The following is a 24,510-nucleotide window of genomic DNA, read 5'->3' on the forward strand; positions in this document are numbered from 1 at the left end:
CGAGGCGCTGCGTGTCGGCCGCCCCGTCACCGGCGAGGTCGAGCGCGCGACGCGCGTGCTCGGCCGCCTCGGCGAAATGCTGTCCGCCGGCGAAGTCTATGACGCGGTGCAGCGGCTCAACGCCACCGCGCGACGGATGATCGAAGAGACCGCGCGCTTCGATGCCGTGCTGATGCCGATCATCGCCCATCCTCCGCTCGCCTGCGGCGCGATGGACCCGAAAGGCGCCGACGAGCTCATCGAAAATCTGCTCGACAAATTGCATCTTACCAGACTGCTCAGGATCAAGTCGGTGTTTGGCCAGCTGATGGACAAAAGCCTGTGGTTCACCCACTGGCCGGCGATCCACAATGTCAGCGGCCAGCCCTCGATCGCGATGCCGGTGCATGTCACGGCGGGCGGCCTGCCGCTCGGCATCCAGGCCGCGGGGCGGCCCGGCGACGAGGAGACGCTTTTGTCCTTCGCCGGGCAGATGGAGAAAATTTCGGGATGGCTCAAGCGCCGCGCGCCGCTCAAGGTGCCGGGTTAAGGTCGTCGATATTCAGGTGATGCCGGCCTGCGAATGGAGGCTTTCTGCGCTTCCGGTACTCACGTACCAGAAAGTACGCTCCGTTCCGGTTCTCGAAAACCACCATTCTCGACTCGGCCTGACCTGAATCTCAACAGACCTTGGAACTCGCAGATTTCGCAATTGTGACAGCAAAGCCGTTTGCGGCCTGCGGCATTTCCCGCTAAGAGGCCGCCATCCTTGCCGCTTAGGGAAACGCACCGATGACGGACATCGCCGCCACCGCCGAAATGCAGGCCGCGCTGCTTTCCAGAGCGCTGCCGTACATGCAGCGCTACGAAAACAAGACGGTGGTGGTGAAATATGGCGGCCACGCCATGGGCGACAACGAGCTCGGCAAGGCCTTCGCCCGCGACATCGCACTCCTGAAACAGTCCGGCGTAAACCCGATCGTCGTGCATGGCGGCGGGCCGCAGATCGGCGCCATGCTCAACAAGATGGGCATCGAATCCAAATTCGAGGGCGGCCTGCGCGTCACCGACCAGAAGACGGTCGAGATCGTCGAGATGGTGCTGGCCGGCTCGATCAACAAGGAGATCGTGGCGCTGATCAACGCCGAGGGCGAATGGGCGATCGGGCTCTGCGGCAAGGACGGCAACATGGTGTTCGCCGAAAAGGCGCGCAAGACGATGATCGATCCGGATTCCAACATCGAGCGGGTGCTCGATCTCGGTTTCGTCGGCGAGCCGGTCGAGGTCGACCGCACGCTGCTCGATTTGCTCGCCCGCTCGGAAATGATCCCGGTGCTGGCGCCGGTGGCGCCCGGCCGTGACGGCCATACCTACAACATCAACGCCGACACTTTTGCCGGCGCCATTGCCGGCGCCTGCCGCGCCTCGCGCCTGCTCTTCCTCACCGACGTGCCCGGCGTGCTCGACAAGAACAAGAAGCTGATCGACGAGCTGACGGTCGCCGAGGCCAAGGCGCTGATCAAGGACGGCACGATATCGGGCGGCATGATCCCCAAGGTCGAGACCTGCATCGAGGCGATCGAGCGCGGCGTCGAGGGCGTCGTCATCCTCAACGGCAAGACGCCGCATTCCGTGCTGCTCGAGCTGTTCACCGAGCACGGCGCCGGCACGTTGATCGTGCCGTAACAAGAGCAATTCCAGGAAAAGTGTGACACGGTTTTCCGTCCGGAATTGCGTCAGAACAAAGAGAGAGGGCAAGTTCACCGTTTCATGAAACGGTGAACTGTCATAATCAGCCGGCTAATCTTCTTTCGTTTGGCACGCGCGTCTTCGATGACGGGCGCGGCCGGCTTTCGCCCCGGGCGTTGAAAGACCATCCGAATCCGGCGTCGACCAGGGCGCACCAGATGGTCGGCATCGAGCAGCGGCCGCCGATCGCCAACAGGCGGAGAGGCGGCTGGTGATCGTCTGACACGCGGCTGCCGATGGCCGTATGCGGCGGGTTGACCAGCACGATCTTTCATGGCGGGCCTTCCTTGTGTCGGTCTGCAGGTCGTATTTGCCGAAGTCGAACCAGCCTTGGCACGGTTCAGCAGTTTCGTGCAGCTTCCCGCATGCCAGGAAAACGCGTCAGCCAGTGCAACAACGAAAGACGTTGAGGTCGTACGCATGCGTACGTTGACGGCGCCGTAGCACTTGGCGGTTCAAACCTTCGGGCGATCATATTTTAGCTACCACTAATGCAGTCTCTCCTAAACTTTTATTAAAACTCTATGCATCTATAATTGTCGCCGGGGGACCACAAGGAAATGGCCATATGGCGCTCAATCCTGACCTGAAAATTGATGAAGCAAGCCTGATCACGTCGACATTGATCAAAAAGCACAAGGCGGCGTCCGCCGAGACGGTCGACGCCGTCGAGCTCAAGGCACGGGCGGCCCAGCTCGCCCTCGTGCTGGACCTCGCCCACCAGGCTTTCGCGCGCCAGGAGCCCGCGGGGCAAATCGTCGAACGCCTGGCGGGTCGATTGCACGAACTGCGCCGCGATGTCGCTCCGGCTCTGTGGCAGGAACTGATCCCGCTTGCTCAGCAGCACCGTGTCGCGGCATATCTGAAACAGGATCCGTTCACGCGCTGGTCCTTCGAGAAGCCGCGCGGCTATTCGGGCGACGCGACACTGCTGGACATCTACTACAAGCATCCGAGCGCCAACGAGATCTTGGCATCGTCGAGCGATCTCGGCCGCGAGATCTTTGCCTATACGAGCGAGGCGGCAAGCTCGGTGGCGGGGCGCGAGCGTCGCGAGATACTGGCCAAAACGGTCGACGAAACGGCTGCGCGGGCAGAAAATGCCGAGGTGCTGGCAATCGCTTGCGGCCATTTGCGGGAAGCAGAACTCTCGAAGGCGCTGGCCGAGAAAAGGCTGAAGCGCTGGATCGGTCTCGACCAGGATCCGGTGAGCGTCGGCACGGTCAACCGCGACCTCGCCGGCACGGTCGTGGAAGCCGTGGACGGATCCGTGCGCGGCCTGTTGCGGCGCGCCTATCCGCTTGGCACGTTCGATCTCGTCTACGCGTCCGGCCTGTACGACTACCTGCCGCTTCCCGTCGGCGCGCGCCTGCTTCAGCGGGCCATGGAACTGGTCAAGCCGGACGGCGAATTCCTCTTCGCCAATTTCAGCGACGAGATCACGACCGACGGCTATATGGAGACGTTCATGGATTGGCCGCTCATCCTGCGTTCGGCGAGCGACATGTGGGACATCATCAATGCCGCGGTGGACAAGAACCGCGTCGAGGCCGAGGTCTATTACGGATCGAACAGAAACATCGTTTACGGCAAGATCCGCAAGCGCGGGGATCTCGGGGCGCCGGCATAGAGCGGTAGTGGAGTCGCTCACAATCCATTTTGATTTTCAGTCGGGCCGTGCAGCGGCCCGACTTTTTGATGCAGCTCGTGGCGCCACATCCTGTTTTGCCGGGATTAGCGCCGCTCTGCATTCCTGCTGGATTGCTTCAAATTAGGCGACCAGTTCCCGCCTGGCCTGCTTGATCTCTTCGATCGGAACGGGGCGCCCGGTGAGGAAGCCCTGCACCGACTGAATGCCCATATGCTGCAGCAAATTCTGTTGTTCTTTCGTCTCGACGCCCTCGACCAGGACAGTGTGGCCCAGATTGCGCAGAAGCCTGACCATGTCCTGCAACAGGCTCAGACCACGGATCGTCTGGCAGTCGTGCAGGAAACTCCGGTCGATCTTGACGACGTCGAATTTGAACCGACGGAGCCAGGCCAGACCGGCAAACCCGGTTCCAAAATCATCCAGCCAGATCTGAATGCCCAGGTTTCGAAGCTGCTCGATATTTCTGGCGGCCTGCGCCTCCAGGAAGATATCGCTGCCTTCTGTGACTTCGAGCGCCAGTTTCTGGGGCGCCATGCCATGCCTGCCGAGGATCTCGGCGATGTGCAGCGGGAAATTCGGCGCCTTGAGCTGGACGACCGACACGTTCGCCGACACGACCGATCCCAACCCATGCTCGACCATGTCGCCGCAGGCCCGATCGATCAGCCACATCCCGAGTTCCTCGATGCCGCCGGTCTGCTCGGCGACAGGTATGAACACGGACGGGCTGATCATGCTGCCGTCGAAGTCGCGCAGCCGCATCAACGACTCATGGCCAAGCACCTGGCCGGATGTCGCATCGCAGATCGGCTGATAGACAACCGAGACAAGTCCCTCCGCAACGGCATGCTTGAGCAGTTCTGAGAGATTCTGGCTGGCGCGCTTCTGGTCGATGGCCTGTGCGTCATAGATCGTGAATGTCGCGCGACCCGAAAACTTGGAGGCATAGAGCGCGCGGTCGGCCTCCTGCAGCAGGATCCGAAGCTCTATGCTTTGATCGGCGCGCGTCAACGAGGCGCCGGCGCTGATGGTGACGATGTTGAGCTTGTCATCCCGGTCGGGATGGGAGATTTTCAAATCCTCGACGGCCCGGCAGAATTGATGCGTCATCTCGCGCAGATGATCCCGTCCGGCGACCTTGCAGAGCACGACGAATTCCTCGCCGCCGTAGCGTCCCGCGATGGCATGGTTGGAAGCCGCCGTTTCGTCGAAGGCCCGGGCGAGCTCGATCAGGCAGTCGTCGCCGGCCTGATGGCCGAGCCGGTCGTTGAACCGCTTGAAGTAGTCCACATCCATGAGAATGACGCCTATCTCGTCATTGTCCGTGGCCCATTCCCTGCACAACTCCGCGAATTCCCGCGTGATCGCCCTGCGGTTCTTAAGCCCGGTAAGCGGATCCGTGTCCGCGATCTCGATGAGCTTTTGCCCGTTCTCGATGGCGACCTGCTCCTGGATCTGCGCCTGAAGCGCATGCAGGAAGGTCTGGTAGCGCTCCATGCTGAGGCGCCATGAAAGATATAGCGACAAAACAAGGCAATTCGCGAAATAGGTTGCAAGCACCAGGCGGGTGGCAAAGTCGGCTTGAAGGACGAACAGCGTGGCGCTCGCGAAGGCGACCGTCACGGTCGCCGACGACAGCGCCGAGAGCCATAACCGGAAATTGAAGAAGAGGTTGGCGCCGAGAATGAACACCGTGCCGAAAATGATGAAATGGGATAGCGCCTCCTGATGCGTCGTTCCTAGCGCCGACAGCAGCCACCCGATTGCGCCGGCCACGATCGCCAGGGCGGCAACATAGTGCAAAGTGGTGACGGCAAAACCGCGTCGAGCAACGAGTTCGACAAGCACCAGGAAGGTTAGTCCCAACGTCAGGCGCGTCAGGACCAGACGGTCCGCAAGGTCCGGGAAAAGAAACCAGTCGAAGGCACCGTAGGATATGTAGCTCAACACGGCCGCCGCTATGCCCCAGCGCACGACCTTGCGATTCTGGTCCGCGTTTTTGTGCAACAACATCGCAAAAAGCGTCGGATCGGCGGATTTCCACGGCGGGCGTGAAATCGCTTCGGTGACCCTTTGAGCCACATCCTCCGTCAGTTGCATGCAACGCTCCTGTGCGATCATCCTCCGCATGAACGGTTCGAGCAAGCGAAGTCCGTCAAGTCCTCACGGAAGGACGAAGGCAAGACTGGTTCATTATAAGACACTAATGTTGCTAACCGGCGGTAAACGGATCGTGCGGCCGAACCGGCCTGGCGACACGCCAGGATTCCAGGCAACAATCCGGAGCTACAGAATAATGCGCGGTCATACTTTCTTCCGGCTCGCAAGAGAAGACGAACGAAACGTCGATGCTACCGTAAATCTCCAGGCATGTCTTTTCTTAAGGTTTGCATAACCTTAATTTCAGTTGATACCGGGGAAATCGTTCAGATTGAATTTACCCCGAACATTTTGTCGGGTTCGTTTTCGCAGAACCGCAATCTAACGCCGCAAATGGTTGAGCGGCACGTGACCTGGCCCTTTGATATTCTGCAGCACAAGCTGGGTGTGGACGTCGCGGACGCCGGGCAGCCGCATCAGCCGGTGCATGACGAAAGCGTTGAGATCGTCCACTGACGGCACCATCACATGCAGCAGGAAATCGTGGTCGCCGGTCATCGTCCAGCAGGACGAGACCTCGTCCATGCGCTGCACGGCGGCGATGAAGCTTTCCGGCGAGCCGTCGCTGTGGCTCACCAGGCGGACCTGGATGAACACCTCGACCGTCAGGCCCAGCGCGCGCCGGCTGAGCACGGCAGCAAAGCCCTTGATGATGCCGCCGCCTTGCAGCGCCTCGAAGCGGCGCGCGCAGGGCGTGGTCGACAGGCCGATCTCCTGCGCGAGCTCCGATACGGTCTTGCGCCCGTCGCGCTGCAGGATGTCGAGCATTCTTATTTCGAACTCATCCAACTGAGGCATTTTCACTCCTATCCGCATAAGTTCGAGCGAAGTTTATCTCGAAATCCGTCGCGCGGCTACAAACAAGGCTGATTTGCCTCATGAGCCGCGGCTACGATGCCGACATGATCCGGGAATCATGATTTTGAGGAGGAAGACATGACGATCAGCGTTGCCGACTATGCCCGCGAATGCGCGGAGCAAGGCCTTCGCGGCGACTATTCGGTCTGCCGCTCCGACTTCACGGTGGCTCAAGGGTACAATTATTCGGCCGAGGAGCAGGCGGTGTGGCGCACGCTCTGCGACCGCCAGACGAAGCTGACGCAGAAGCTCGCGCATCGCTCCTATCTCGACGGCGTCGCGGCGCTTGGCCTGCTCGACAGGATTCCGGATTTCGACGCCGTCAGCGAGAAACTGCGCAAAGCGACCGGCTGGGAGATCGTGGCGGTGCCCGGGCTGATCCCCGCGGGCCCGTTCTTCGAGCATCTGGCCAACCGCCGCTTCCCCGTCACCAACTGGCTGCGGACCAGACAGGAGCTCGACTATATTGTCGAGCCGGACATGTTCCACGACTTCTTCGGCCATGTGCCGATCCTGACGCAGCCGGTGTTCGCCGATTTCATGCAGATGTATGGCGAGAAGGCCGAGGACATGATCGCGCTGGGCGGCGACGAGATGATCACCCGGCTCTACTGGTACAGCGCCGAATACGGCCTCATCCAGGAACCAGGCCAGCCGCTCAAGGCGTTCGGCGCCGGGCTGATGTCATCCTTCACCGAGTTGCAGTTCGCGGTCGAGAGCAAGGACGCCCACCACGTGCCTTTCGACCTCGAGACGGTGATGCGCACCGGCTACGAGATTGACAAGTTCCAGCGCGCCTATTTCGTGCTGCCGTCCTTCGACGCGTTGCGTGACGCATTCGCCGGCGGCGAACTCGCCGGTATCATCACGCGGTTCAAGGGTCAGCCGGCGCTCGACCCGGCCACGGTCTAGGCATCAAAAGCGCGGCGCCTCACTGTTTCAACGCGGCGCGCTTCAGTGTCCGGCTTTCGCCCAGCCGGCGGGTCAGAGCGGTTCAGTCGCCGACCAAGCGGCTGAACCTCTCTGGTTATCCGGAAAACGTCTCCCTCGCTGCCATCAGCCAGCCGGAGCCGGCTCGGCCTTGAGCCTCGCCAGCTGCTCGCTCTGCAGGTCGAGTGCGGCGTTGATGAATCGCAGCACGGTCGCCAGCTCGGCGTCACTGAAGTCCGCCACCACCTTCTCGCCCTCCCGCGCGATGGCGCCATAGTAGCGTTCCGACAGCTCTCTGGTCAGCTCGGTCGCCTCGATCACTACCTTGCGCCTGTCCTCCAGGCTGCGAGTTCGGGTGACGAGCCCACGCGCCTCCAGACGGTCTATCAACGCCGTGACGGCCGCCGGCGTCAGCCCCGTTGCCGTGGCTACGGCGCCCGCCGATTGCGGTCCTGCGTAAAGCAGGCCCAGACAATGCCGCTCGGCGGCGATCAGCCCGAGCCGCGCCCCCACCGCCTCGTCATAGGCCTGCGTTGCGTCCTGCCAGCGCATGACGGCGAGGCTGACAGCCGCTGTCATTTCAGCGCGATTTGCGCTTGACGAATTTACTTCTATCATCTAACTATCAATCCGCCTAACATTCAGACTATCGTATCAATATGCGACGCCACCCTTTGCAAGGCAAGGGCAAAGTCGCCGACAAGGAGTGAACAATGAGCTTGATTCAACAGCGCACCCCGCTCTCGAACGAGGAAGAGTACAAATACGCCAAGCTGGCGATGGAGTGGTATGGCTGGGGCTCGCCCATCGGCCTCGGCATTCTGCTGGTAGCACTTGCCGCTGCGGCCGTTCTGGTGCGCGTCGCCGTTTACGGACTGTAGATCTGACCCCAAAAGGCGCGCCACGGCGGCGCCGGTTGCCAATTCCAGGCGCCGACGCCGCCTGCCTTTCGGGGGCTCAGACCGTGATCACCTTGCTGAGGTGATCCCCCAGCCGGCAGGCGAGCGCGGTGATGGTGGTCGTCGGGTTGCACTGTCCGGAGGTGCAGAACACCGAAGAGCCGCCGACATAGAGGTTGTCCATGCCATGCACCTTGCAGTTGGCGTCGACGACGCTCTTCAGGACATCGGTGCCCATGCGGGAGCCGCCCATATGGTGGTGGCCGGCCGTCTCCTCATTCGTCGGGTAGTCGCCGCCATTGCTGACCCAGTCGTCGATGCGGACGCGGCCGAGATTCTTCTGCGCCATTGTGGTGCCGAAAAGCCTCAAGCCTTCCAGCAGCGTGCGGCGCTCGAGCGGCGACTTCTTCCAGTGCAATTCGATGCGCGGCACGCCGGCGTGGTCGACATCGGTCTTCGACAGCTCGATCTGGTTCGAGGCGAGTGGCGCCTGTTCCCAGGCGACGTAAAGCTGAGCGGCGCAGCGCAACCTCTGGTCAAGCTGGGAGGACATCCACTCCGCCATGTCGGGAGCCGTGCAGGCGAGGTCGGCGATCAGCCGCTTGACATTGGGATAAGGCGACTCGATCAGGCGGACGCCGAAATTCAGGATCCGCAGCCGCTCCATCGCGGCGAGTGTCGGCGAGAAGAAGGCCTCGTTCGAGGCGTCGACCTCGAACTCGTTGTAGTTGGCGAGGATGGCGTTGCCGCCCTGGAAGGTCGGATGCTCCATCCAGTAGTGGCCGAGCGCGGCGGCGTTCGGCACGACGCCGCCATTGGAGCGCTGATTCGACCATAGAAGCAGCCTGGAATTCTCCAGTCCGCCGGTGCAGGCGATGAAATAATCCGCCGTGAAGGCGCCGGCATCCTGGCCGTTCGACCACAATCTGGCGCCGGTGACGCGCCTGCCGTCGCCGGCGAGCTCCGTTGCGTAGGTGTTGAGCACGACGGCGATGTTCTTGCTCCGGTCGAGCTCGTCGGCGAACTTCTCGCCGAAGCGCACGGCCGGGCTCTTGATCAGCTGCACCCAGCGGATGTCGTCCGAAATCGGCACATCCGGCCGGAAATCGGGCAGTTCGAGGATGTCGTGGACTTCCCGCAGATAGGGCTCGATGTCAGCGCGGCTGATCGGCCAGCCGGTGTCCGGCGCCCAGGCCTTCGGCTCGAAGTCTTGGCTGTCGAGCACGCGGCACCAGCCGGCCCAGTGGTTGGAAGAGCCGCCCATGAAGCGCAGCCTGGTGATGTCGAGATCGAAATAGTAATCGCCGACCGTGGTGCCGCGGTAGAAATCCTGCGACTCGTCGCTGAATTCGCGCGAGCCGGCCTCCAGGACGGCGACCGGAATGCCGGCGGCGCCCAGCTTCCTGGCGATCGTGGTGCCGGCAGGGCCGGAGCCGAGAATGCAGACCTTCGGCTTGAAGCTTGCCTGCTTGTAAGCCTCGTAGCTGTCGAAGATCATGCGAGATCGCTCCGCTTCAGGATCCAACCGTTGACCTCCACGATCTCGTCGGGGTCGATCCCGTTTGGGTTGGGGACGGCGGACTGGTTGCGGAACAGCGACAGCGCCGGCAGCGCGATCAGCGCCTGCACGATCTTGCGGCGCGACATCTTTTTTATGAAATAGCTCATGACACGTCTTTCGATGGGAGCTCGATAGCATGCCGTTCCTGGGCGGCACACATGCCGCCGCAGAAGCTAATTCCGTGCCAAGTCTAGATGAAAACCCCGTTACAACCGCGCAATCGCCGCGGTTGAATTTGGAAAGGGTTAGGAATCTGCTAACGCCCACCCATGGCCTCAGGCGGCTTCCGAAATGTCGTGATCGAGAATGGAGAGGTTGCGGCCACGATGCTTGGCCTCGTAGAGCCTGCGGTCGGCGGCGCGCATCAGCTCCGACACGGTGGCGCTCTCGCCACAGGTGATGCCGCCGATCGAGACGGTCAACGAAACGGTCCGCTCGTCGACTGGGCGGAAGCGGATCAGTTCGACCTCGCGGCGGATGCGCTCGGCCACGCGCCTTGCCTCCGGCTCGATGGCGCCGACCAGGAAGGCGGCGAACTCCTCGCCGCCGATACGGCCGAGCACATCGCCGCTGCGCACGCCGCGCTCGATGGCGCCGGCGATCAGAAGCAACGCATCGTCGCCGGTCAGGTGACCGTAATTGTCGTTGATGGTCTTGAAATGATCGGCATCGATGATCAGCAGCGCGCCGCGATCGGCCTTGCGCCGGGAACCGTCGAGCGCGGCAAAGAAGCTCTCGCGGTTGAGCATGCCGGTCATGTCGTCGCGGCTTGCCTTCTCCGACAGGCGCCTGTGGGAGGCGGCAAGCTGCGCATGCGCACGGGCAAGCTCGCGATGCGCATTCTTCAGGCGGTCGCTTTGCCAGAAGGTGCCCGCGCTGGCGATCCAGGCGAGCATCAAAGGGCAGATCGTGGCCGTCAGCCAGACGGTGCGGCTGACAGCAAAGCCCATCGCCGGGACCACAACCAGCGTCAACAAAAGCGAGACGGCGACCGAAGCGAACGCTACGGCTGCGGACTTCAAAATTATGCGACTCATCGCTGTCTCCCACCGGACTGCTTCTGTGCCAGCAAGCGCTGAAGGTGACCTTTCCGGGACGATTAAAATTTGAAGCGAGAGGTTATTTTCACCGTGCGCGACGCGCAGAAGTTGTGGATAAAGTCAGCGCCGGCATGCCATAAGGAAGCCATGACAACGACACCCGACCCCGCCCGTTTTGCCCATGTCACGGATTGGGTGTTCGACCTCGACAACACGCTCTATCCGCATCATTCGAATCTGTTCGCGCAGATCGACGTGAAGATGACCGCCTATATCGGCGAGCTGCTGACGCTCTCGCGCGAGGAGGCGCGCAAGCTGCAGAAAGATCTCTACCTGGAGTATGGCACGACGCTGAATGGGCTGATGACGCGCCACGGCATCGACCCCGACGACTTCCTCGAGAAGGTGCACGACATCGACTATTCCTGGCTGGTGCCCGATCCGGTGCTCGGCGCCGCGATCCGGCAGTTGCCGGGCCGCAAGTTCATCTTCACCAATGGCGACCGCAGGCATGCCGAGCGCACGGCACGCCAGCTCGGCATATTGGACCATTTCGACGCCATCTTCGACATCGTCGCGGCTGGTCTCAACCCCAAGCCGGCGCGCCAGACCTATGAAAGGTTCGCCGAGCTGCATTCCGTCACCGGCCACAACGCGGTGATGTTCGAGGATCTGGCTCGCAATCTCTCGGTGCCGAAATCGCTCGGCATGACGACGGTGCTGGTTGTGCCGCGCAATTTCGAGCCGACTTTCTCGGAGATCTGGGAGCGCGATCCGGCCAATGAGGACGATGTCGATTTCGTCACCGACAATCTCGCCGACTTCCTGACGGCGATCGTCGAAGTCCCGGCCTGAACCAACTCCAGATTGCCGGCGCGCCGCCTTCGGCGGCACGCGTTAGTCGAAGTCCGGAATCGCGCCCGGCGGCAGTTGACCGTTCAGGTTTTTCAGGAACCGGCACCACTCGGGGACGTCCCGATGGTTCCCGTTGCCGTTGCCGTCGGACGAAAACCCGTTGCCGAAGCCGCTGCCGCAATTGGCGTTGCCATTGAAGCTGCCCGCGTTGCCATTGCCGTTGAAGCTGCCGGCATTTCCGTTGCCGTTGAAATCGCCGGTGTTGCCGTTGCCGTTGAAGCTGCCGCGATTGCCATTGCCGTTGAAATTGCCGGAATTCCAATTGCCGTTTGAGCCATCGGCGTCGCCCAGACCGACGCTAGGACCGGCAATCGCGACATGTCCATGGTCGATGGGGCCGCGGCCGATGGGAAGATCGGCCATCCTGATCACCGTCGAGGCATCGGCAACCACGATCGCGGCAAGCAGCGTGCAAACCGCAAGGCCGATACCGCCGGACAGCCTCGCGGCCGCCTGGCGAGTGCCACGCCGGACCGAAGCGGATGGTCCGGCCATCAGTGGTTTCCTCGACCGTTGAAATTGCCGTTGAACGCGCCGGCATTGCCGTTGCCGTTGAACGCGCCGACATTGGTGTTGCCGTCATATTCGCCGGTGTTGCCGTTGCCGTTGAAAGCCCCGATGTTGTGGTTTCCGCTCGTCGAGGACGTGTTGTCGTTGCCGTTGAAGGCGCCGACATTGCCGGTGCCGCTGTTGAAGGCGCCGACGTTGCCGCTGCCGGTGTTCTTGTAGCCGACATTGCCGCCCAGGCTGCCGAGCGGGTCCATGCCCCTGACATTCGAACCGATATACTGGCCGTATTGGCCGGCGGTTTGCTGGACGCGCGACATGCTGAAGGCCTGGCTGCCCGTCGTGGTGTCGGCCTTCACCGCGGTTGCACTGAGCAGCCCCAGGCAAAGCGCCGGTATGACACACCGTTTCATCTGCGAACTCCTTCCATCGCTTGCTTGAAAAGGATCTCCGGAAAAGGACTGGGACCGCCGGCGACATGTCGCGATAGCCCTGCGTGGGGGACGGGCGCGCGGCTCGGCGATCCCAGAAGCGTCAGCGTCTTTCGACGCTAGTGGTTGGCGACGCTAGTGGTTGGCGTTGCCGTTTCCGTTGCCGTTGCCGATGCCCGCATTGGCGTTGCCGTTGGCATTGCCGTTGCCGAAGCCCCAGTTGCCGTTGCCGTTCACGTTGCCGTTGCCGAGGCCCCAGTTGCCGTTGCCATTGCCGTTGCCGTTGGCGGCGCCGGCATTGAGGTTGCCGTTGTAGTTGCCATTGAAGGCACCCATGTTGGCATTGCCGTTGCCATTGCCGTTGCCGAAGCCGAAATTGCCGTTGCCGTTGAAGTTGCCGTTGAAGGCGCCGGTGTTGGCATTGCCGTTCCCGTTGCCGTTGCCGACCCCGACGTTGCCGTTGCCGTTGCCGCTACCGATCGACAATGCGGATGCCGAACCTGTCAGAGCCGACAGGACAGCCGCGGCCAGAATGATCTTCCTCATGACGTTCTCCTTGGTTTGCGTTGAACATCCCGGCCAGCACAAGATGACCGGGACCACGCAAAAAGGATGCGCGCAGAAACGTCGCCGCAACATCGGGGCTGATCGGCATAGTCTGTGGGTTTTTCAGCTGATGCTCTTGTCAGGAAAAGTTAAAGGCATCGGGAAAAAACTGACACGCATAACGGCATATGTCCGGTGTATGTTGCCGGAGGAACAGACATTCATGCCTTTTCTCGGCGACCGTGAACGGCTTGCGCCCGCGACGGCAACGAGAAGAGAAGGGCTGATGCAGGCGGGTATCGCTACAGGCAAGGACGACAAGGCCCGGCGCCGGAGACTGGCGCGGCGCTTGATTGCCGTGCAGGAGGAACAGCGCCTGCGCCTGTCACGCGAGCTGCATGACGATCTGGGCCAGATGCTGGCGAGCGTCGCGCTGGAACTACACAGCATCCGCGCGGACTCGGCGGAACTCGATGCCCGCCTGGCGCGCGCCGCCCAATTGATCGACCAGTTGAGCGCCCGGGTGCACGACGCTGCCTGGAGCCTGCGGCCAGCAGACCTCGATCGCCTGGGACTTCGCGCCTCGGTCGAGGATCTGGTCAGCATGCTGTGCGCTCAGCTCGGCATCCCCGGCGATGTGGATCTCGAAGCCCTGTCGAGGCCGCTCGAGCTCGAAGTCGCCCTAACGCTCTATCGCATCGCGCAGGAGGCCCTCACCAACATCGGCAAGCACGCCCGGCCGGGCCGGGTCAGCGTTACGGCCCACATTTGGGACAACAAACTGCGGCTGGCCGTCGAGGACAACGGCCATGGGTTCGACGGTACCGTCGCGCCCGGCCCTCACCATTTGGGGCTTGCGGGGATGAAAGAGCGCCTTGCCTTGATCGGAGGCGAACTGACGGTCGAAACCGCCAAGGGCAGGGGGACCGCCATCTATGCCGACGTGCTTTTGAGCGACTGAGCGCTCTGACAAATGGCTGCACGCCCTAGAGCCGGATGATTTCGGATCGAGTCGATTCGAAATCTGAATCCGGCTCTAAATCAAAGAGATAGAGCATGATGTCGTCCGAAAACCGCTTCACACTCTTCGGCATCATGCTCCAAAGCGCCTTACCGTTTCATGGAAACGGCGAACCGCTCTATCTCTTTGTTTTTACGCAATTCCGGACGGAGGCTACGGCGCGGCGAAGGCGCCGAGCCTAACCGTTATGCACTTTTCCTGGAATTGCTCTAAGTGAAGCGTTCCACATCCGAAATCGTCGGCCGCGGCTTACAATCCGCCCCATGGGTCAGGCGGGGGATGGCTTACCCGTTGCGGCCGCGTCGCGGCTTTGCTGAAACAGACGGGCGTCCCGCGCCAGGCGGGGCAGTTGCCTAGACCATCAAGCACAAGGGGGACCGCTCCAAGGGACGGGCCCTTTGACAGACTGATGGAGGTTATAGGTGTGCTGCAGGCGCATATTCGTGGTCGACGACCATCCGATCATCCTGTCCGGCGTGGGTGCGATGATCAACAGCCAGGACGATCTGACGATCGTCGGACTGGCGGCGAATGCCGACGAGGCCCTCGCGGGCATAGGCAAGGCCCTTCCCGACGTCGCCGTGGTCGACACATCTCACTCCCCGGCGTCAACGGCGTCACGTTGATCGAACGGCTCGTCGAACGGTTTCCCGAGCTCGGCTGCATTGCGCTGACGGCGCATGAGGACCCCGGCTGCCTGCGCCAGGTGCTGGCCGCCGGGGCGCGCGGCTTCGTGGTCAAAAGGTCGACCGCGACGGATCTGCTGCAGGCCATCCGATGCGTGCTGGCCGGCGACAATTATGTCGATCCGGCGCTTGCCGCGCGCATCTTAAGCCCCCGTCATGGCACGCAATGCGATCCGGGGAATCTCAGCGAGCGGGAGCGGTCGGTGATCCAGCTGGTTGCGCTTGGCTACAGCAACAAGGAGATATCCTCGCGGCTCAACCTCAGCATAAAAACCATCGAAACCTACCGGACCAGGGCAACCGACAAGCTGGAGCTCCACTCCCGCGCCGCCATCGTTCGCTTCGCGCAATCGAACGGCTGGCTGGCCGAGCTGCAGTAACGGCCGGCCGGCTGCCTCAGAGCGGTTCACCGTTTCACGGAAACGCCGAACCGCTCTATCCCTTTGTTTTTACGCAATTCCGGACAGAAAACCGTTACACACTTTTCCTGTAATTGCTCTAGAGATTGTAGAAGCGGCGGACGATGTCCCAGGCTTCTTCGGCGGTGTCGACGAAATCGATGATGTCCTGGTCGCCGGGCGAGATCGTGCCCTGCTCGGCGAGGAAATCGAGGTCGATCGCCCTTTGCCAGAACGTCTTGCCGAACAGGATCACCGGCACGCGCTCCATGCGGCCGGTCTGGATCAGCGTCAGCGTCTCGAAGAATTCGTCCATCGTGCCGAAGCCGCCCGGAAACACGGCGACCGCCTTGGCGCGCATGACGAAATGCATCTTGCGGATGGCGAAATAGTGGAAGTTGAAGCAGAGTTCCGGCGTCACATAGGCGTTTGGTGCCTGCTCATGCGGCAGCACGATGTTGAGGCCGATCGACGGCGCGCCGACATCGTCGGCGCCGCGGTTTCCGGCTTCCATGACGCCAGGGCCGCCGCCGGTGACGACTACGAATTCGCGGTAGTAGGACGCGGCCGACTGCTGCGAGCAGAGCCGGGCGAACTTGCGCGCCTCCTCGTAGTATTTGCTGTTCAGCTCGAGGTTCTTCTTCTGCGTCTCGTTCTTCGCCGCCCAGGCGACGCCGCCCGGCTCCGGCAGCCTGGCGCCGCCGAACAAGATGACCGTCGAGCTGATGCCGCGTTCGGCGAGGATCATCTCCGGCTTCAAGAGCTCGAGTTGCAGGCGCACCGGGCGCAATTCGCGCCGCGTCATGAAGTCGGGATCGTTCCAGGCCAGGCGATAGGTTTCGGCTCGCGTCTGCGGCGTGTCCGGCACGCTTTTCGACCGCTCCAGATCCTCGTCCGAATGCGGCAGCGGCGTCCAGCCCGCCTTTTCCATGGGTGTCATTGAGTCCACCGTTCCAATTCCCTTACTTGCGCCGTCCCGTGACGCAGCCGCGATTGACCCTCATCAAGGCTTCACATAGGGTCCGCGCGATTTCAAAACAGGTTAAGGCGCAGCCCTTAACAGCTTTGTAATGGAGCAATTTCATGTCGAAGACCGATCTGGCGAGCCTCGAAAAGACCATCGAAAAGGCCTTCGAGGAGCGCGATACGATTTCGACCGCGACTCGCGGCGAAACGCGCGACGCCATCCAGTCGGCGCTGGACCTGCTCGATCGCGGCGTGGCCCGCGTCGCCGAGCGGCAGGACGACGGCAAATGGCGTGTCAACCAGTGGCTGAAGAAGGCGGTGCTGCTCTCCTTCCGGCTGAACCCAATGGAGATCATCAAGGGCGGTCCGGGGCAGGCGGTCTGGTGGGACAAGGTGCCGTCGAAGTTCGACGGCTGGAGCGCCGTCGATTTCGAGAAGGCCGGCTTTCGCGCCGTGCCGTCCTCGGTCGTGCGCCGCTCGGCCTATGTCGCGCCGGGCGCGGTGCTGATGCCGTCCTTCGTCAATATCGGCGCCTATGTCGACACGGGCACGATGGTCGACACCTGGGCCTCGGTCGGCTCTTGCGCCCAGATCGGCAAGAACGTGCATCTTTCGGGCGGCGTCGGCATCGGCGGCGTGCTGGAGCCCATGCAGGCCGGCCCGACCATCATCGAGGACAATTGCTTCATCGGCGCGCGCTCCGAGGTGGTCGAAGGCTGCATCGTGCGCGAAGGCTCGGTGCTCGGCATGGGCGTGTTCATCGGCCAATCGACCAAGATCGTCGACCGCGCCACCGGCGAGGTCTTCTACGGCGAGGTGCCGGCAAATTCCGTGGTTGTCGCCGGATCGCTGCCGGGCAAGCCGCTGCCCAATGGCGAGCCGGGACCCAGCCTCTACTGCGCCGTCATCGTCAAGCGCGTCGACGCCAAGACCCGCTCCAAGACATCGATCAACGAACTGCTGCGCGATTGATCTTTTCCGGAAACGGACGCACCTTCCGCCGGCGCGACATTCCGTCGCGCCGGTTCAACGGAGGGGCGTCATGGACTGGAAGTATCTGCTGACGAGTTTCGACGGCCGCATCAACCGCGCCAAGTTCTGGGCCGGCATCGGCATATTCATCGTCATTGCCATCGTAGCCTTCATTCTCGATTCGATCCTCGACACACGTTTCACCACCGAGAGCGGCGCCCAGGTCGGCGTCGTCGGCATCCTCGTCATGCTGGCATCGATCTATTTCTCGATTGCTCTCTACGCCAAACGCTGGCACGACCGTAACAAGTCGGGCTGGTGGACGCTGATCGGCCTTATCCCCATCATCGGCATCTGGCTGCTCATCGAACTCGGCATCCTCGAAGGCACCAGGGGCGCCAATCAATACGGACCGGACCCGCTTGCCTGAAAAAGCAGACTTCATCTGGCTCTTCTTCAAAACCTCGGGCCGCGTCAGCCGCGCCGCCTATTTCCTCGGCGGATTGCTGGTGGCGCTCGTCCAGGCTTTCCCGCTCTACCGCTTCACGCTGGTGCCGGAAGGCTCGGCCGAGAGCAACATGTGGTCGTTCGTCTTCTTCCTCACCTTCCTCGCCTCGCTGTGGTCGAACATCGTGCTGGCGGTGAAGCGGCTGCACGACCTCGACAAGCCCGGCATCGCGGCGCTGGTGCTGTTCGTCCCCGTCGTATCGATCATCGCCTTCCTGGTGCTCTGCCTGTTTCCGGGACAACCCGGATCCAATCGCTACGGCAGCCGCACGAATGCGCCGGCTGACCGCTGAAGTGCCAAAGCGGCCATGCGCAACCGCACGCTCGATCCGCAACTGATCATCGAGACCGCCAAACGGCTCGAGGAGCGGGTCGCCGAGCGTTTTCCGGAAGCCGGCCTGCGCGGCGTCGCCGGCGAGCTGGTCGCGCTGTCGGGCGACCTGGCGAAGGCCGCCAAGGAACTGGAGGCGCCGATCTGGTGGCTGCGCGGCGTCATCGTCGCGGCCTTCATTGCCGGGGCGGCGATGTTCCTGTTCGTCGGCACCATCCTGCCGCTCGACCGAATCTCGGGTGCCGACGATGCGGTGCAGTCGGTGCAGGGCATCAAGGCGACGATCAACACGGTCATTCTGGCGGTACTTGGGCTGCTGGCGCTGATCCGCACCGAGGAACGGATAAAACGCAAGAAGGTCTTCCGGCAACTGCACGGACTGCGCTCGCTGATCCATGTCATAGATATGCATCAGCTGACCAAGGATCCGGCCGCGTTGTCGGCCGACTTCAAGCCGACCGCGCATTCGCCCGCACGCATCACCAACGCGGCCGACCTTGCCCGCTATCTCGACTATTGCTCGGAAATGCTGTCGATCACCGGCAAGATCGCGGCGCTGTTCGCCCAGTCGGTCAACGACGACGTAGTCATCGACGGGGTCAACGATATCGAAAACCTGGCCTCCAACCTGTCGCGCAAGATCTGGCAGAAGATCACGCTGATCGAAGACCGCCAGTGACGGCATCCGGGCCCAGCCCGGGCGGGCCGCGCTTGTCCGCTTCCGCCTGACGCACCAGCGCGATGATGCGCTTTGTCAGCGGCACCGCCACGCCGGTCTTTTGCGCGAGCCGCAGGATCGCGCCCTGCAATTCGTCGATCTCGGTCGGCCGGCCGCGCTGGAGATCGTCCCACATCGAGGAGCGGGCATTGGGGTCGATGGCGAGCATGCGCCGCGCCAACAGCTTGAACAGCCAGTCCGGCAACCTCAGCACCTTCGGCAAGAGCGCCGGCGGCAGCGCGGCAATCCGCGCCGGCTTGATGCCTGCGGCCTTCATGGCAACGAGCGCCTCGTCGACCTGGTCGGCAAGGATCAACCGCCAGCGCCGATCGGCCAGTTGCGTGGCCAGCGGCAAGTCGCAAAGCGCCACCAACGCGTTGTTCAGGTTGAAGAGCAGCTTGCTCCACTGCACCGCCTTCATGTCGGCGCGTGCTTCGACGGCAAGCCCATCGACGTCGAGCAGGTCGACAAGGCCATCGACCCCGTCCTCGATCCTCACGTCGCCCTCGCTGGCGCGATGGACCCGGAACGGTGTCTCTCCATCCGGCGATTGAACCACGTTGAACAGCACCATGCCGGCAAGCACTCGCCGGCCGGGAAGCCCGGCGCGCAGCCGGTCGGCATTGCCGACGCCGTTCTGCAGGCTGATCACGACGGCGTCCGGGCGTCCGTGGGCGGCGATCTCAGCCGCCATCTCCTGCGTCGCGCCGCTCTTCACCGCCACAAGGACAATATCGGCGTCGCGCAATGCGGTCGCCGGATCGTCGGTGGCCGTAAGCGCCTCAGGCCCGATGCGGCGGTCGCGGCCGTCGAGATCGCTGACCCGCAGCCCGTCCTTGCACATGGCTTCGACGATGCGCCCGCGACCCAGGAAGACGACCTTGCGGCCGGCGAGCGCCAGGCAGCCGCCGACATAGCAGCCGATGCTGCCGGCGCCGGCGACGGCGATGGTTTTGTCTGCCTTGGCCATGCAATCGTCCCGACTTGGCTCGCAACTATACGACATGAAAACCATAATGTCGGCGGCGTGATCGCCCACCATGTCCGACCGTGACAGGCCCGTTGCTTTCGACTATCGCTTTGCCCATGAAATTGCCGACCGATCCCGCACAGAACCTTGCCGCCCTGATCCGCTGTCCTTCCGTGACGCCTGCCGAAGGCGGCGCGCTGCAGACGCTGGAAGACATGCTGAAGCCGCTCGGCTTCTCGGTCGAGCGGCCGGTGTTCTCGGAGGACGACACGCCGGACATCGAAAACCTATACGCGCGCCGCTCGGGCAACGGCCCGCATCTGATGTTTGCCGGCCATACCGACGTCGTGCCGGTCGGCGACGAGGCGGCCTGGACGCATCCGCCTTTCGGCGCCGAGATCGCCAATGGCGAGATGTATGGCCGCGGCGCCGTCGACATGAAGGGCGGTATCGCCTGCTTCATCGCTGCGGTGGCGCGCCATATAGAGACGAATGGCGGTCCCAAGGGCTCGGTATCGCTGCTGATCACCGGTGACGAGGAAGGACCGGCCATCAATGGCACGACGAAGCTGCTCGACTGGGCGGCCGCCAAAGGCGAGAGATGGGACGCCTCGATCGTCGGCGAGCCGACCAATCCGGACGCGCTCGGCGACATGATCAAGATCGGCCGGCGCGGCTCGCTCTCCGGCAGCGTCATCGTCAACGGCCGCCAGGGCCATGCCGCCTATCCGCAGCTTGCCGACAACCCGGTGCGCGGTCTCATCAGCCTGGTCGACGCGCTGCTCCATCCGGTGTTCGACAAGGGAACGAAGGATTTCCAACCGACCAATCTTGAAGTGACGTCGATCGATGTCGGCAACCCGGCGACCAATGTCATCCCGGCCAAGGCGACGGCCACCTTCAACATCCGCTTCAACGATACCTGGACCGCCGAGACCATCCAGGCCGAGATTCACAACCGGCTCGACCAGGCGGCCGGACGCAAGAAATACCGACCCGGCAAGAAGACCGCGGTCGACTACGAGCTTGTCTGGCGCGACCGGCCGAGCCATGTCTTTCTTACCCGCGACGAGAAGCTGATCGACACGCTGAGCACATCGGTTGCGGCGGTGGTCGGCAAGACACCGGCGCTCTCGACCTCCGGCGGCACGTCGGACGCGCGCTTCATCAAGGATTTTTGCCCAGTGGTCGAGTTCGGGCTGGTCGGCAAGACCATGCACATGGTGGACGAACGGGTGGCGGTCGCCGATCTCGAGACGCTGACGCGGATCTACGAGCGCTTTATCGAGGACTGGTTCGGACAAGGTCTGAAGTGACCATGCTCTCAACGGACGAAACCTTTGCTTCGCTGGCCGGCGCCTGGCGGCTGATGTTCGGCAAGGCCGACGGTCTGCGCATGCTCGACCTTTCGGCGGACGGTTTCTGGAATTCCTTCTTCGCCATCATCGTGGCGTTGCCGGCGTTGATCGTCGGCTGGGTCGGCATCGCCAACGAGATCGGCGACCCGAACGCATTCGCCGGGCGGCTCAGCATGCTGATCCGGCTGGCAACCGTCGACATCGGCTCTTGGGTGTTGCCGCTGGTGGTGCTTGCGCTGGTCGCGCCGCGCGCCGGCATCGGCGGACGCTTCGTCCATTATGTCGTCGCCTCCAACTGGGCCTCCGCGATCATCGCCTGGCTGATGCTGCCGTCGGCGCTGCTGAGGCTGTTCCTGCCCCCGACCGACGAGATCAGCGGGCTGGTCTCGCTGCTTCTGTTCGCGCTGTCGATGGTGCTGACCTGGCGCATGACCAACGCGGCGATCGGCAAGGGCGCCGCCGTCGGCAGCACGGTGTTTGCCGGCATGTTCGTGGCCTCGCTGCTCGTCCTGTTCGGGCTGCAGGCGCTGCTCGGCATCGACATGCCGGACGGTGCGAGGGGCTGATCTTCGAACCGAAGGCGGTCTTTTAATTCATCGTCCTTTTAATTCATCGTCAGGATGGTATGATAATTTCATACCGAGCCTTGAGGAGGGAGCCAGTGTCGGCCACGGAAAAACGCACTTTCAGCCTTCCGACTGAGCAAGCCGCCTTTATAGATCAGCTCGTTCGATCAGGCGCCTATGCAACCAGTAGCGAGGTCATCCGCGCCGGGCTTCGCGCGCTTCAGGAGCGCGATGCCGCCGTGGAGCGCTGGTTGCGCGAGGAAGTCGCTCCGACCTATGATGCCTGGAAGGCAAATCCCGGCAAGGGCATCTCGCCGGAGGAAATGGCCGAACGGGCGCGCAAACGCCATGAGACCCATTTGCAGAAGAAACCGTGAAGCGTCGCGCGGTCGTCTACACGCTTGATGCCGGCGACGATCTCGATCGAATCTACAACCTCATTGCGGAGGCCAGCAGCGCGACCACGGCCGACCGCTACGACAGTCGCATACGGTCCTTCTGTGAGCGCCTCGAATATGGCTCCGAACGCGGCACCCGCCGTGATGACGTGCGGCCTGATCTTCGTGTCGTGGGATTTGAACGCCGAGTAACCGTTGCTTTCATCGTGGAACCGGAACGCGTGGTGATCTTGCGCCTGTTCTATGGCGGGGCCAATTGGTCGGACGATCTCACCGAGGGCGGCGCCGGCTGATCGGCGTGTCCTTCGGCAACCGCGGGATAATCCACCCCCACCAGAAACAGCCCGTCCGGCGGCGCAACCTGGCCGCACGCGGCGCGGTCGCGCGCTTCGAGTGCCGCCTTGAGGTCGGCGGCGCTCCAGGAGCCGTCGCCGACGCGCCGCAACGATCCGACCATCGAGCGCACCTGGTTGTGCAGGAAGGAGCGCGCAGAGGTCCGTACCTCGATGAGGTCCCCGGCGCGGGTCACATCGAGACGGTCAAGCGTGCGGACCGGGCTCTCGGCCTGGCACTGGGTCGAGCGGAAGGTGGTGAAGTCGTGCCGCCCGAGCAGCACCTTCGCCGCCTCGTGCATGGCCTCGGCATCGAGGCGCTTCGGCACCCACCAGACCTTGCCCTTTTCCAGCGCCGATGGGGCGCGGCGGTTGAGGATGCGGTAGAGATAATGGCGGCCGGTAGCCGAGAAGCGCGCGTCGAAGCCGTCGGCGACGACCGCTGCCTTGAGGATGGCAATGCGCGCGCCGGCAGCCTGCAGATGAGCGTTGACGGCATCACGCACCTTGTCGCCCGTCCAAGCCTTGGCGAGATCGACATGCGCCACCTGGGCGGTGGCGTGCACGCCCGCATCGGTGCGGCCGGCGGCACGTATTCTTACCGCTTCGCCGCAGAACTTTTCGATCGCCTGCTCGATCGCCTGCTGCACAGAAGGCTGGTCCGCCTGGTGCTGCCAGCCGGCGAACTGGCTGCCGTCATATTCGATGTCGAGACGAAAACGCGGCATGCCAGCTCTACTTTGGCGCTCGCCTAGGCGGCTAAAGCGGTGAAAGCCGAAGCGTAGACCAGCTTGCCGGTCTCGGGCGCGTCGCCCCAGGCCAGCGCCTGAAGCGCCTCGCCCTGGTACTCGCTTTCGAATTTTTCGGCACGGGCGTGGGTGTAGCCGAAGCGGCCGTAATAGGCCGGATCGCCGAGCACCACGGCCAGCGTCTCGCCGACTTCCTTGAGGCGGATATGCGCCTCGCGGATCAGCGCGCCGCCGATACCGGTGCCGTGGAAGGACGGCTCGACCGCCAGCGGCGCCAGCGCGAGCGCCGCAAACCGCTTGCCGCCATTCTGCACGAAAAGCCTGGAAAACAGGATGTGGCCGACGACCTGGCCGTCTTCTTCGGCAACCAGTTCGACGACGGTGTCGCCACCGGCCACCAGCGCGTCGACCAGGCCGGCCTCCGCCTGCTGGCCGAAGGCATGCTCTTCGACGAGGCGGATCGCCTCGCGATCCCGCGGCGTCGCCGCGCGTATCGACATCATGCTCATTTGAGTTTCATTCCTTTTTCGATCTTGGCCCCGCGCAGAAACTCCTGCGCGGCGGCGGGCCTTCCGCCCGCCCGTTGAACTTCGACCAGCCGCACCGCGCCTGACCCGCAGGCGACCGTCAGCCGGTCATCGAGAATTCCTCCCGACTCGCCGACGCCATTGGAAAGCGTCGAGCGAAGCAGTTTCAGCCGCTCCATGCGGCCACCAATTTCGACCTCGCACCACGCGCCCGGGAAGGGCGAGAGGCCGCGAATGTGATTGTGGACTTCGCCGGCAGGCCGCGTCCAGTCTACGCGTGTCTCCGATTTATCGATCTTTCGGGCGTAGGTCACCCCTTCCGCCGCCTGTTGGGTAAATGTCAGACAATTTATCCCCAGCCGCGTCAGCGCTTCCACCATCAGCGAAGCGCCTATCGCCATCAGGCGGTCATGCAATTCGCCGGCGGTCATATCGGGTCCGATGGGAGATTTTTCAACCATCGCCACCGGACCGGTGTCGAGACCTTCTTCCATGCGCATCACCATCATGCCGGTCTCGGCATCGCCGGCCATGATCGCGCGCTGGATCGGCGCGGCGCCCCGCCAGCGCGGCAGAAGCGAGGCATGGCCGTTGAGGCAGCCTAGTTTGGTGGCCTCCAGCACGGGTTTCGGCAGGAGCAGGCCATAGGCGACGACCACGGCGACATCCGCCCGCAAGGCAGCAAAGGACTGCTGCTCAGCCTCGCCCTTGAGCGATGCCGGCGTCCGCACCTCGAGGCCGAGCCGCTCCGCCTCGCGCTGCACCGGCGAGGGCGTCAGCTCCAG

At 63.0% G+C, this 24,510-nt stretch carries 32 protein-coding genes; 17 read left to right on the plus strand and 15 right to left on the minus strand.

Features of this window, described 5'->3' with window-relative positions; genetic code table 11:
• Both DH10_RS17750 and argB read left to right on the plus strand, forming a co-directional pair.
• Nucleotides 1-529 (plus strand): amidase family protein (locus tag DH10_RS17750; protein WP_246811588.1); only part of this gene is annotated, 529 nt, incomplete at its 5' end.
• A gap of 242 nt (nt 530-771) precedes the next feature.
• On the plus strand, nt 772-1,665 hold the full coding sequence (argB, locus tag DH10_RS17755) for an acetylglutamate kinase (protein ID WP_192249238.1): 894 nt from the start codon (nt 772-774) through the stop codon (nt 1,663-1,665).
• A 106-nt stretch (nt 1,666-1,771) separates the two neighbouring features.
• Here argB and DH10_RS17760 read toward each other — a convergent pair whose 3' ends face one another.
• Nucleotides 1,772-1,993 (minus strand): hypothetical protein, encoded by a 222-nt coding sequence (locus tag DH10_RS17760; RefSeq protein WP_192385137.1) that lies wholly within the window; start codon nt 1,991-1,993, stop codon nt 1,772-1,774.
• Nucleotides 1,994-2,296: 303 nt separating this feature from the next.
• Here DH10_RS17760 and DH10_RS17765 point away from each other — a divergent pair, with 303 nt between their 5' ends.
• Nucleotides 2,297-3,358, plus strand: coding sequence for a class I SAM-dependent methyltransferase (locus tag DH10_RS17765; protein WP_192249241.1), 1,062 nt, complete (start codon nt 2,297-2,299; stop codon nt 3,356-3,358).
• A gap of 141 nt (nt 3,359-3,499) precedes the next feature.
• Here DH10_RS17765 and DH10_RS17770 read toward each other — a convergent pair whose 3' ends face one another.
• Both DH10_RS17770 and DH10_RS17775 read right to left on the minus strand, forming a co-directional pair.
• Nucleotides 3,500-5,479, minus strand: a complete 1,980-nt coding sequence (locus tag DH10_RS17770) for a putative bifunctional diguanylate cyclase/phosphodiesterase (RefSeq protein ID WP_192249244.1) — start codon at nt 5,477-5,479, stop codon at nt 3,500-3,502.
• 381 nt (nt 5,480-5,860) lie between these two features.
• On the minus strand, nt 5,861-6,337 hold the full coding sequence (locus DH10_RS17775) for an Lrp/AsnC family transcriptional regulator (protein WP_192249247.1): 477 nt from the start codon (nt 6,335-6,337) through the stop codon (nt 5,861-5,863).
• Nucleotides 6,338-6,475: 138 nt separating this feature from the next.
• Between DH10_RS17775 and phhA the strand changes: the two genes are divergently transcribed.
• Complete coding sequence (phhA, locus tag DH10_RS17780; RefSeq protein WP_192249250.1) at nt 6,476-7,309, plus strand: phenylalanine 4-monooxygenase; 834 nt, start codon at nt 6,476-6,478, stop codon at nt 7,307-7,309.
• Between the two features lie 144 nt (nt 7,310-7,453).
• On the opposite strand, the gene DH10_RS17785 is transcribed toward phhA, so the two are convergent.
• Nucleotides 7,454-7,945 (minus strand): MarR family winged helix-turn-helix transcriptional regulator, encoded by a 492-nt coding sequence (locus DH10_RS17785; protein WP_192249254.1) that lies wholly within the window; start codon nt 7,943-7,945, stop codon nt 7,454-7,456.
• A 95-nt stretch (nt 7,946-8,040) separates the two neighbouring features.
• Here DH10_RS17785 and DH10_RS17790 point away from each other — a divergent pair, with 95 nt between their 5' ends.
• A complete protein-coding gene (locus DH10_RS17790) occupies nt 8,041-8,208 on the plus strand; it encodes a hypothetical protein (RefSeq protein ID WP_181170310.1) in 168 nt (55 codons plus the stop codon).
• A gap of 76 nt (nt 8,209-8,284) precedes the next feature.
• On the opposite strand, the gene DH10_RS17795 is transcribed toward DH10_RS17790, so the two are convergent.
• From DH10_RS17795 to DH10_RS17805, 3 genes are all read right to left on the minus strand, one after another.
• Nucleotides 8,285-9,724: a GMC oxidoreductase gene (locus tag DH10_RS17795; protein ID WP_192385138.1), complete on the minus strand. Its 1,440-nt coding sequence runs from the start codon at nt 9,722-9,724 to the stop codon at nt 8,285-8,287.
• Complete coding sequence (locus tag DH10_RS17800; RefSeq protein ID WP_192249260.1) at nt 9,721-9,894, minus strand: hypothetical protein; 174 nt, start codon at nt 9,892-9,894, stop codon at nt 9,721-9,723. The genes DH10_RS17795 and DH10_RS17800 overlap by 4 nt, the downstream gene beginning before the upstream one ends.
• Before the next feature lie 168 nt (nt 9,895-10,062).
• A complete protein-coding gene (locus tag DH10_RS17805) occupies nt 10,063-10,824 on the minus strand; it encodes a GGDEF domain-containing protein (protein ID WP_192249263.1) in 762 nt (253 codons plus the stop codon).
• Nucleotides 10,825-10,974: 150 nt separating this feature from the next.
• Between DH10_RS17805 and DH10_RS17810 the strand changes: the two genes are divergently transcribed.
• On the plus strand, nt 10,975-11,682 hold the full coding sequence (locus DH10_RS17810) for a pyrimidine 5'-nucleotidase (protein WP_192249267.1): 708 nt from the start codon (nt 10,975-10,977) through the stop codon (nt 11,680-11,682).
• Nucleotides 11,683-11,724: 42 nt separating this feature from the next.
• Here DH10_RS17810 and DH10_RS17815 read toward each other — a convergent pair whose 3' ends face one another.
• The 3 genes from DH10_RS17815 to DH10_RS17825 form a co-directional block, all read right to left on the minus strand.
• Entirely contained in the window at nt 11,725-12,105 is a 381-nt protein-coding gene (locus tag DH10_RS17815) for a hypothetical protein (protein WP_192385139.1), read from the minus strand.
• Between the two features lie 131 nt (nt 12,106-12,236).
• The gene (locus tag DH10_RS17820) at nt 12,237-12,662 is read right to left on the minus strand and encodes a hypothetical protein (protein ID WP_192249272.1); all 426 of its coding nucleotides are present in this window, start codon (nt 12,660-12,662) and stop codon (nt 12,237-12,239) included.
• A 153-nt stretch (nt 12,663-12,815) separates the two neighbouring features.
• Complete coding sequence (locus tag DH10_RS17825) at nt 12,816-13,226, minus strand: hypothetical protein (RefSeq protein WP_210327815.1); 411 nt, start codon at nt 13,224-13,226, stop codon at nt 12,816-12,818.
• Here DH10_RS17825 and DH10_RS17830 point away from each other — a divergent pair.
• From DH10_RS17830 to DH10_RS37655, 3 genes are all read left to right on the plus strand, one after another.
• On the plus strand, nt 13,213-14,187 hold the full coding sequence (locus DH10_RS17830; protein ID WP_192249275.1) for a sensor histidine kinase: 975 nt from the start codon (nt 13,213-13,215) through the stop codon (nt 14,185-14,187). The genes DH10_RS17825 and DH10_RS17830 overlap by 14 nt on opposite strands.
• A gap of 503 nt (nt 14,188-14,690) precedes the next feature.
• A complete protein-coding gene (locus DH10_RS37650) occupies nt 14,691-14,873 on the plus strand; it encodes a response regulator transcription factor (RefSeq protein WP_312891260.1) in 183 nt (60 codons plus the stop codon).
• Complete coding sequence (locus DH10_RS37655; RefSeq protein ID WP_281396766.1) at nt 14,870-15,313, plus strand: LuxR C-terminal-related transcriptional regulator; 444 nt, start codon at nt 14,870-14,872, stop codon at nt 15,311-15,313. Before DH10_RS37650 ends, DH10_RS37655 begins: the two co-directional genes overlap by 4 nt.
• 118 nt (nt 15,314-15,431) lie before the next feature.
• On the opposite strand, the gene DH10_RS17840 is transcribed toward DH10_RS37655, so the two are convergent.
• Complete coding sequence (locus tag DH10_RS17840; protein WP_192249278.1) at nt 15,432-16,271, minus strand: LOG family protein; 840 nt, start codon at nt 16,269-16,271, stop codon at nt 15,432-15,434.
• 143 nt (nt 16,272-16,414) lie between these two features.
• On the opposite strand from DH10_RS17840, the gene dapD reads away from it, so the two are divergent.
• From dapD to DH10_RS17860, 4 genes are all read left to right on the plus strand, one after another.
• Nucleotides 16,415-17,269 carry a 2,3,4,5-tetrahydropyridine-2,6-dicarboxylate N-succinyltransferase gene (gene dapD, locus DH10_RS17845; RefSeq protein ID WP_192249280.1) on the plus strand — a complete coding sequence of 285 codons (855 nt, stop codon included), beginning with the start codon at nt 16,415-16,417 and terminating at the stop codon, nt 17,267-17,269.
• A gap of 70 nt (nt 17,270-17,339) precedes the next feature.
• Nucleotides 17,340-17,699 carry a DUF805 domain-containing protein gene (locus tag DH10_RS17850; RefSeq protein ID WP_192249283.1) on the plus strand — a complete coding sequence of 120 codons (360 nt, stop codon included), beginning with the start codon at nt 17,340-17,342 and terminating at the stop codon, nt 17,697-17,699.
• Nucleotides 17,692-18,069, plus strand: coding sequence for a DUF805 domain-containing protein (locus DH10_RS17855; RefSeq protein ID WP_167484095.1), 378 nt, complete (start codon nt 17,692-17,694; stop codon nt 18,067-18,069). The genes DH10_RS17850 and DH10_RS17855 overlap by 8 nt, the downstream gene beginning before the upstream one ends.
• 15 nt (nt 18,070-18,084) lie before the next feature.
• Nucleotides 18,085-18,786 (plus strand): hypothetical protein, encoded by a 702-nt coding sequence (locus DH10_RS17860; protein WP_192249285.1) that lies wholly within the window; start codon nt 18,085-18,087, stop codon nt 18,784-18,786.
• Here the strand turns inward: DH10_RS17860 and DH10_RS17865 are convergent.
• On the minus strand, nt 18,761-19,795 hold the full coding sequence (locus tag DH10_RS17865; protein ID WP_192249288.1) for a 2-dehydropantoate 2-reductase: 1,035 nt from the start codon (nt 19,793-19,795) through the stop codon (nt 18,761-18,763). The two genes, DH10_RS17860 and DH10_RS17865, sit on opposite strands and share 26 nt — an antisense overlap.
• A 116-nt stretch (nt 19,796-19,911) precedes the next feature.
• Between DH10_RS17865 and dapE the strand changes: the two genes are divergently transcribed.
• The 4 genes from dapE to DH10_RS17885 all read left to right on the plus strand — a co-directional run bounded on the left by dapE (nt 19,912) and on the right by DH10_RS17885 (nt 22,410).
• The gene (gene dapE / locus DH10_RS17870; protein ID WP_192249292.1) at nt 19,912-21,111 is read left to right on the plus strand and encodes a succinyl-diaminopimelate desuccinylase; all 1,200 of its coding nucleotides are present in this window, start codon (nt 19,912-19,914) and stop codon (nt 21,109-21,111) included.
• A gap of 2 nt (nt 21,112-21,113) precedes the next feature.
• Nucleotides 21,114-21,719: a transporter gene (locus DH10_RS17875; RefSeq protein WP_192249295.1), complete on the plus strand. Its 606-nt coding sequence runs from the start codon at nt 21,114-21,116 to the stop codon at nt 21,717-21,719.
• Nucleotides 21,720-21,814: 95 nt separating this feature from the next.
• Nucleotides 21,815-22,096 (plus strand): type II toxin-antitoxin system ParD family antitoxin, encoded by a 282-nt coding sequence (locus DH10_RS17880; RefSeq protein WP_192249298.1) that lies wholly within the window; start codon nt 21,815-21,817, stop codon nt 22,094-22,096.
• Complete coding sequence (locus DH10_RS17885) at nt 22,093-22,410, plus strand: type II toxin-antitoxin system RelE/ParE family toxin (RefSeq protein WP_192249301.1); 318 nt, start codon at nt 22,093-22,095, stop codon at nt 22,408-22,410. Before DH10_RS17880 ends, DH10_RS17885 begins: the two co-directional genes overlap by 4 nt.
• Here the strand turns inward: DH10_RS17885 and truA are convergent.
• The 3 genes from truA to fmt form a co-directional block, all read right to left on the minus strand.
• Nucleotides 22,359-23,177 (minus strand): tRNA pseudouridine(38-40) synthase TruA, encoded by an 819-nt coding sequence (gene truA, locus DH10_RS17890; RefSeq protein ID WP_246506149.1) that lies wholly within the window; start codon nt 23,175-23,177, stop codon nt 22,359-22,361. The genes DH10_RS17885 and truA overlap by 52 nt on opposite strands.
• Nucleotides 23,178-23,200: 23 nt before the next feature.
• The gene (locus DH10_RS17895) at nt 23,201-23,707 is read right to left on the minus strand and encodes a GNAT family N-acetyltransferase (RefSeq protein ID WP_192249304.1); all 507 of its coding nucleotides are present in this window, start codon (nt 23,705-23,707) and stop codon (nt 23,201-23,203) included.
• A partial coding sequence (gene fmt, locus DH10_RS17900; protein WP_192385140.1) for a methionyl-tRNA formyltransferase occupies nt 23,704-24,510 on the minus strand: 807 nt, incomplete at its 5' end. The genes DH10_RS17895 and fmt, both read right to left, overlap by 4 nt.

Origin of the sequence: Mesorhizobium silamurunense (assembly GCF_014843825.1) — a bacterium.
Lineage (GTDB): Bacteria > Pseudomonadota > Alphaproteobacteria > Rhizobiales > Rhizobiaceae > Mesorhizobium > Mesorhizobium silamurunense.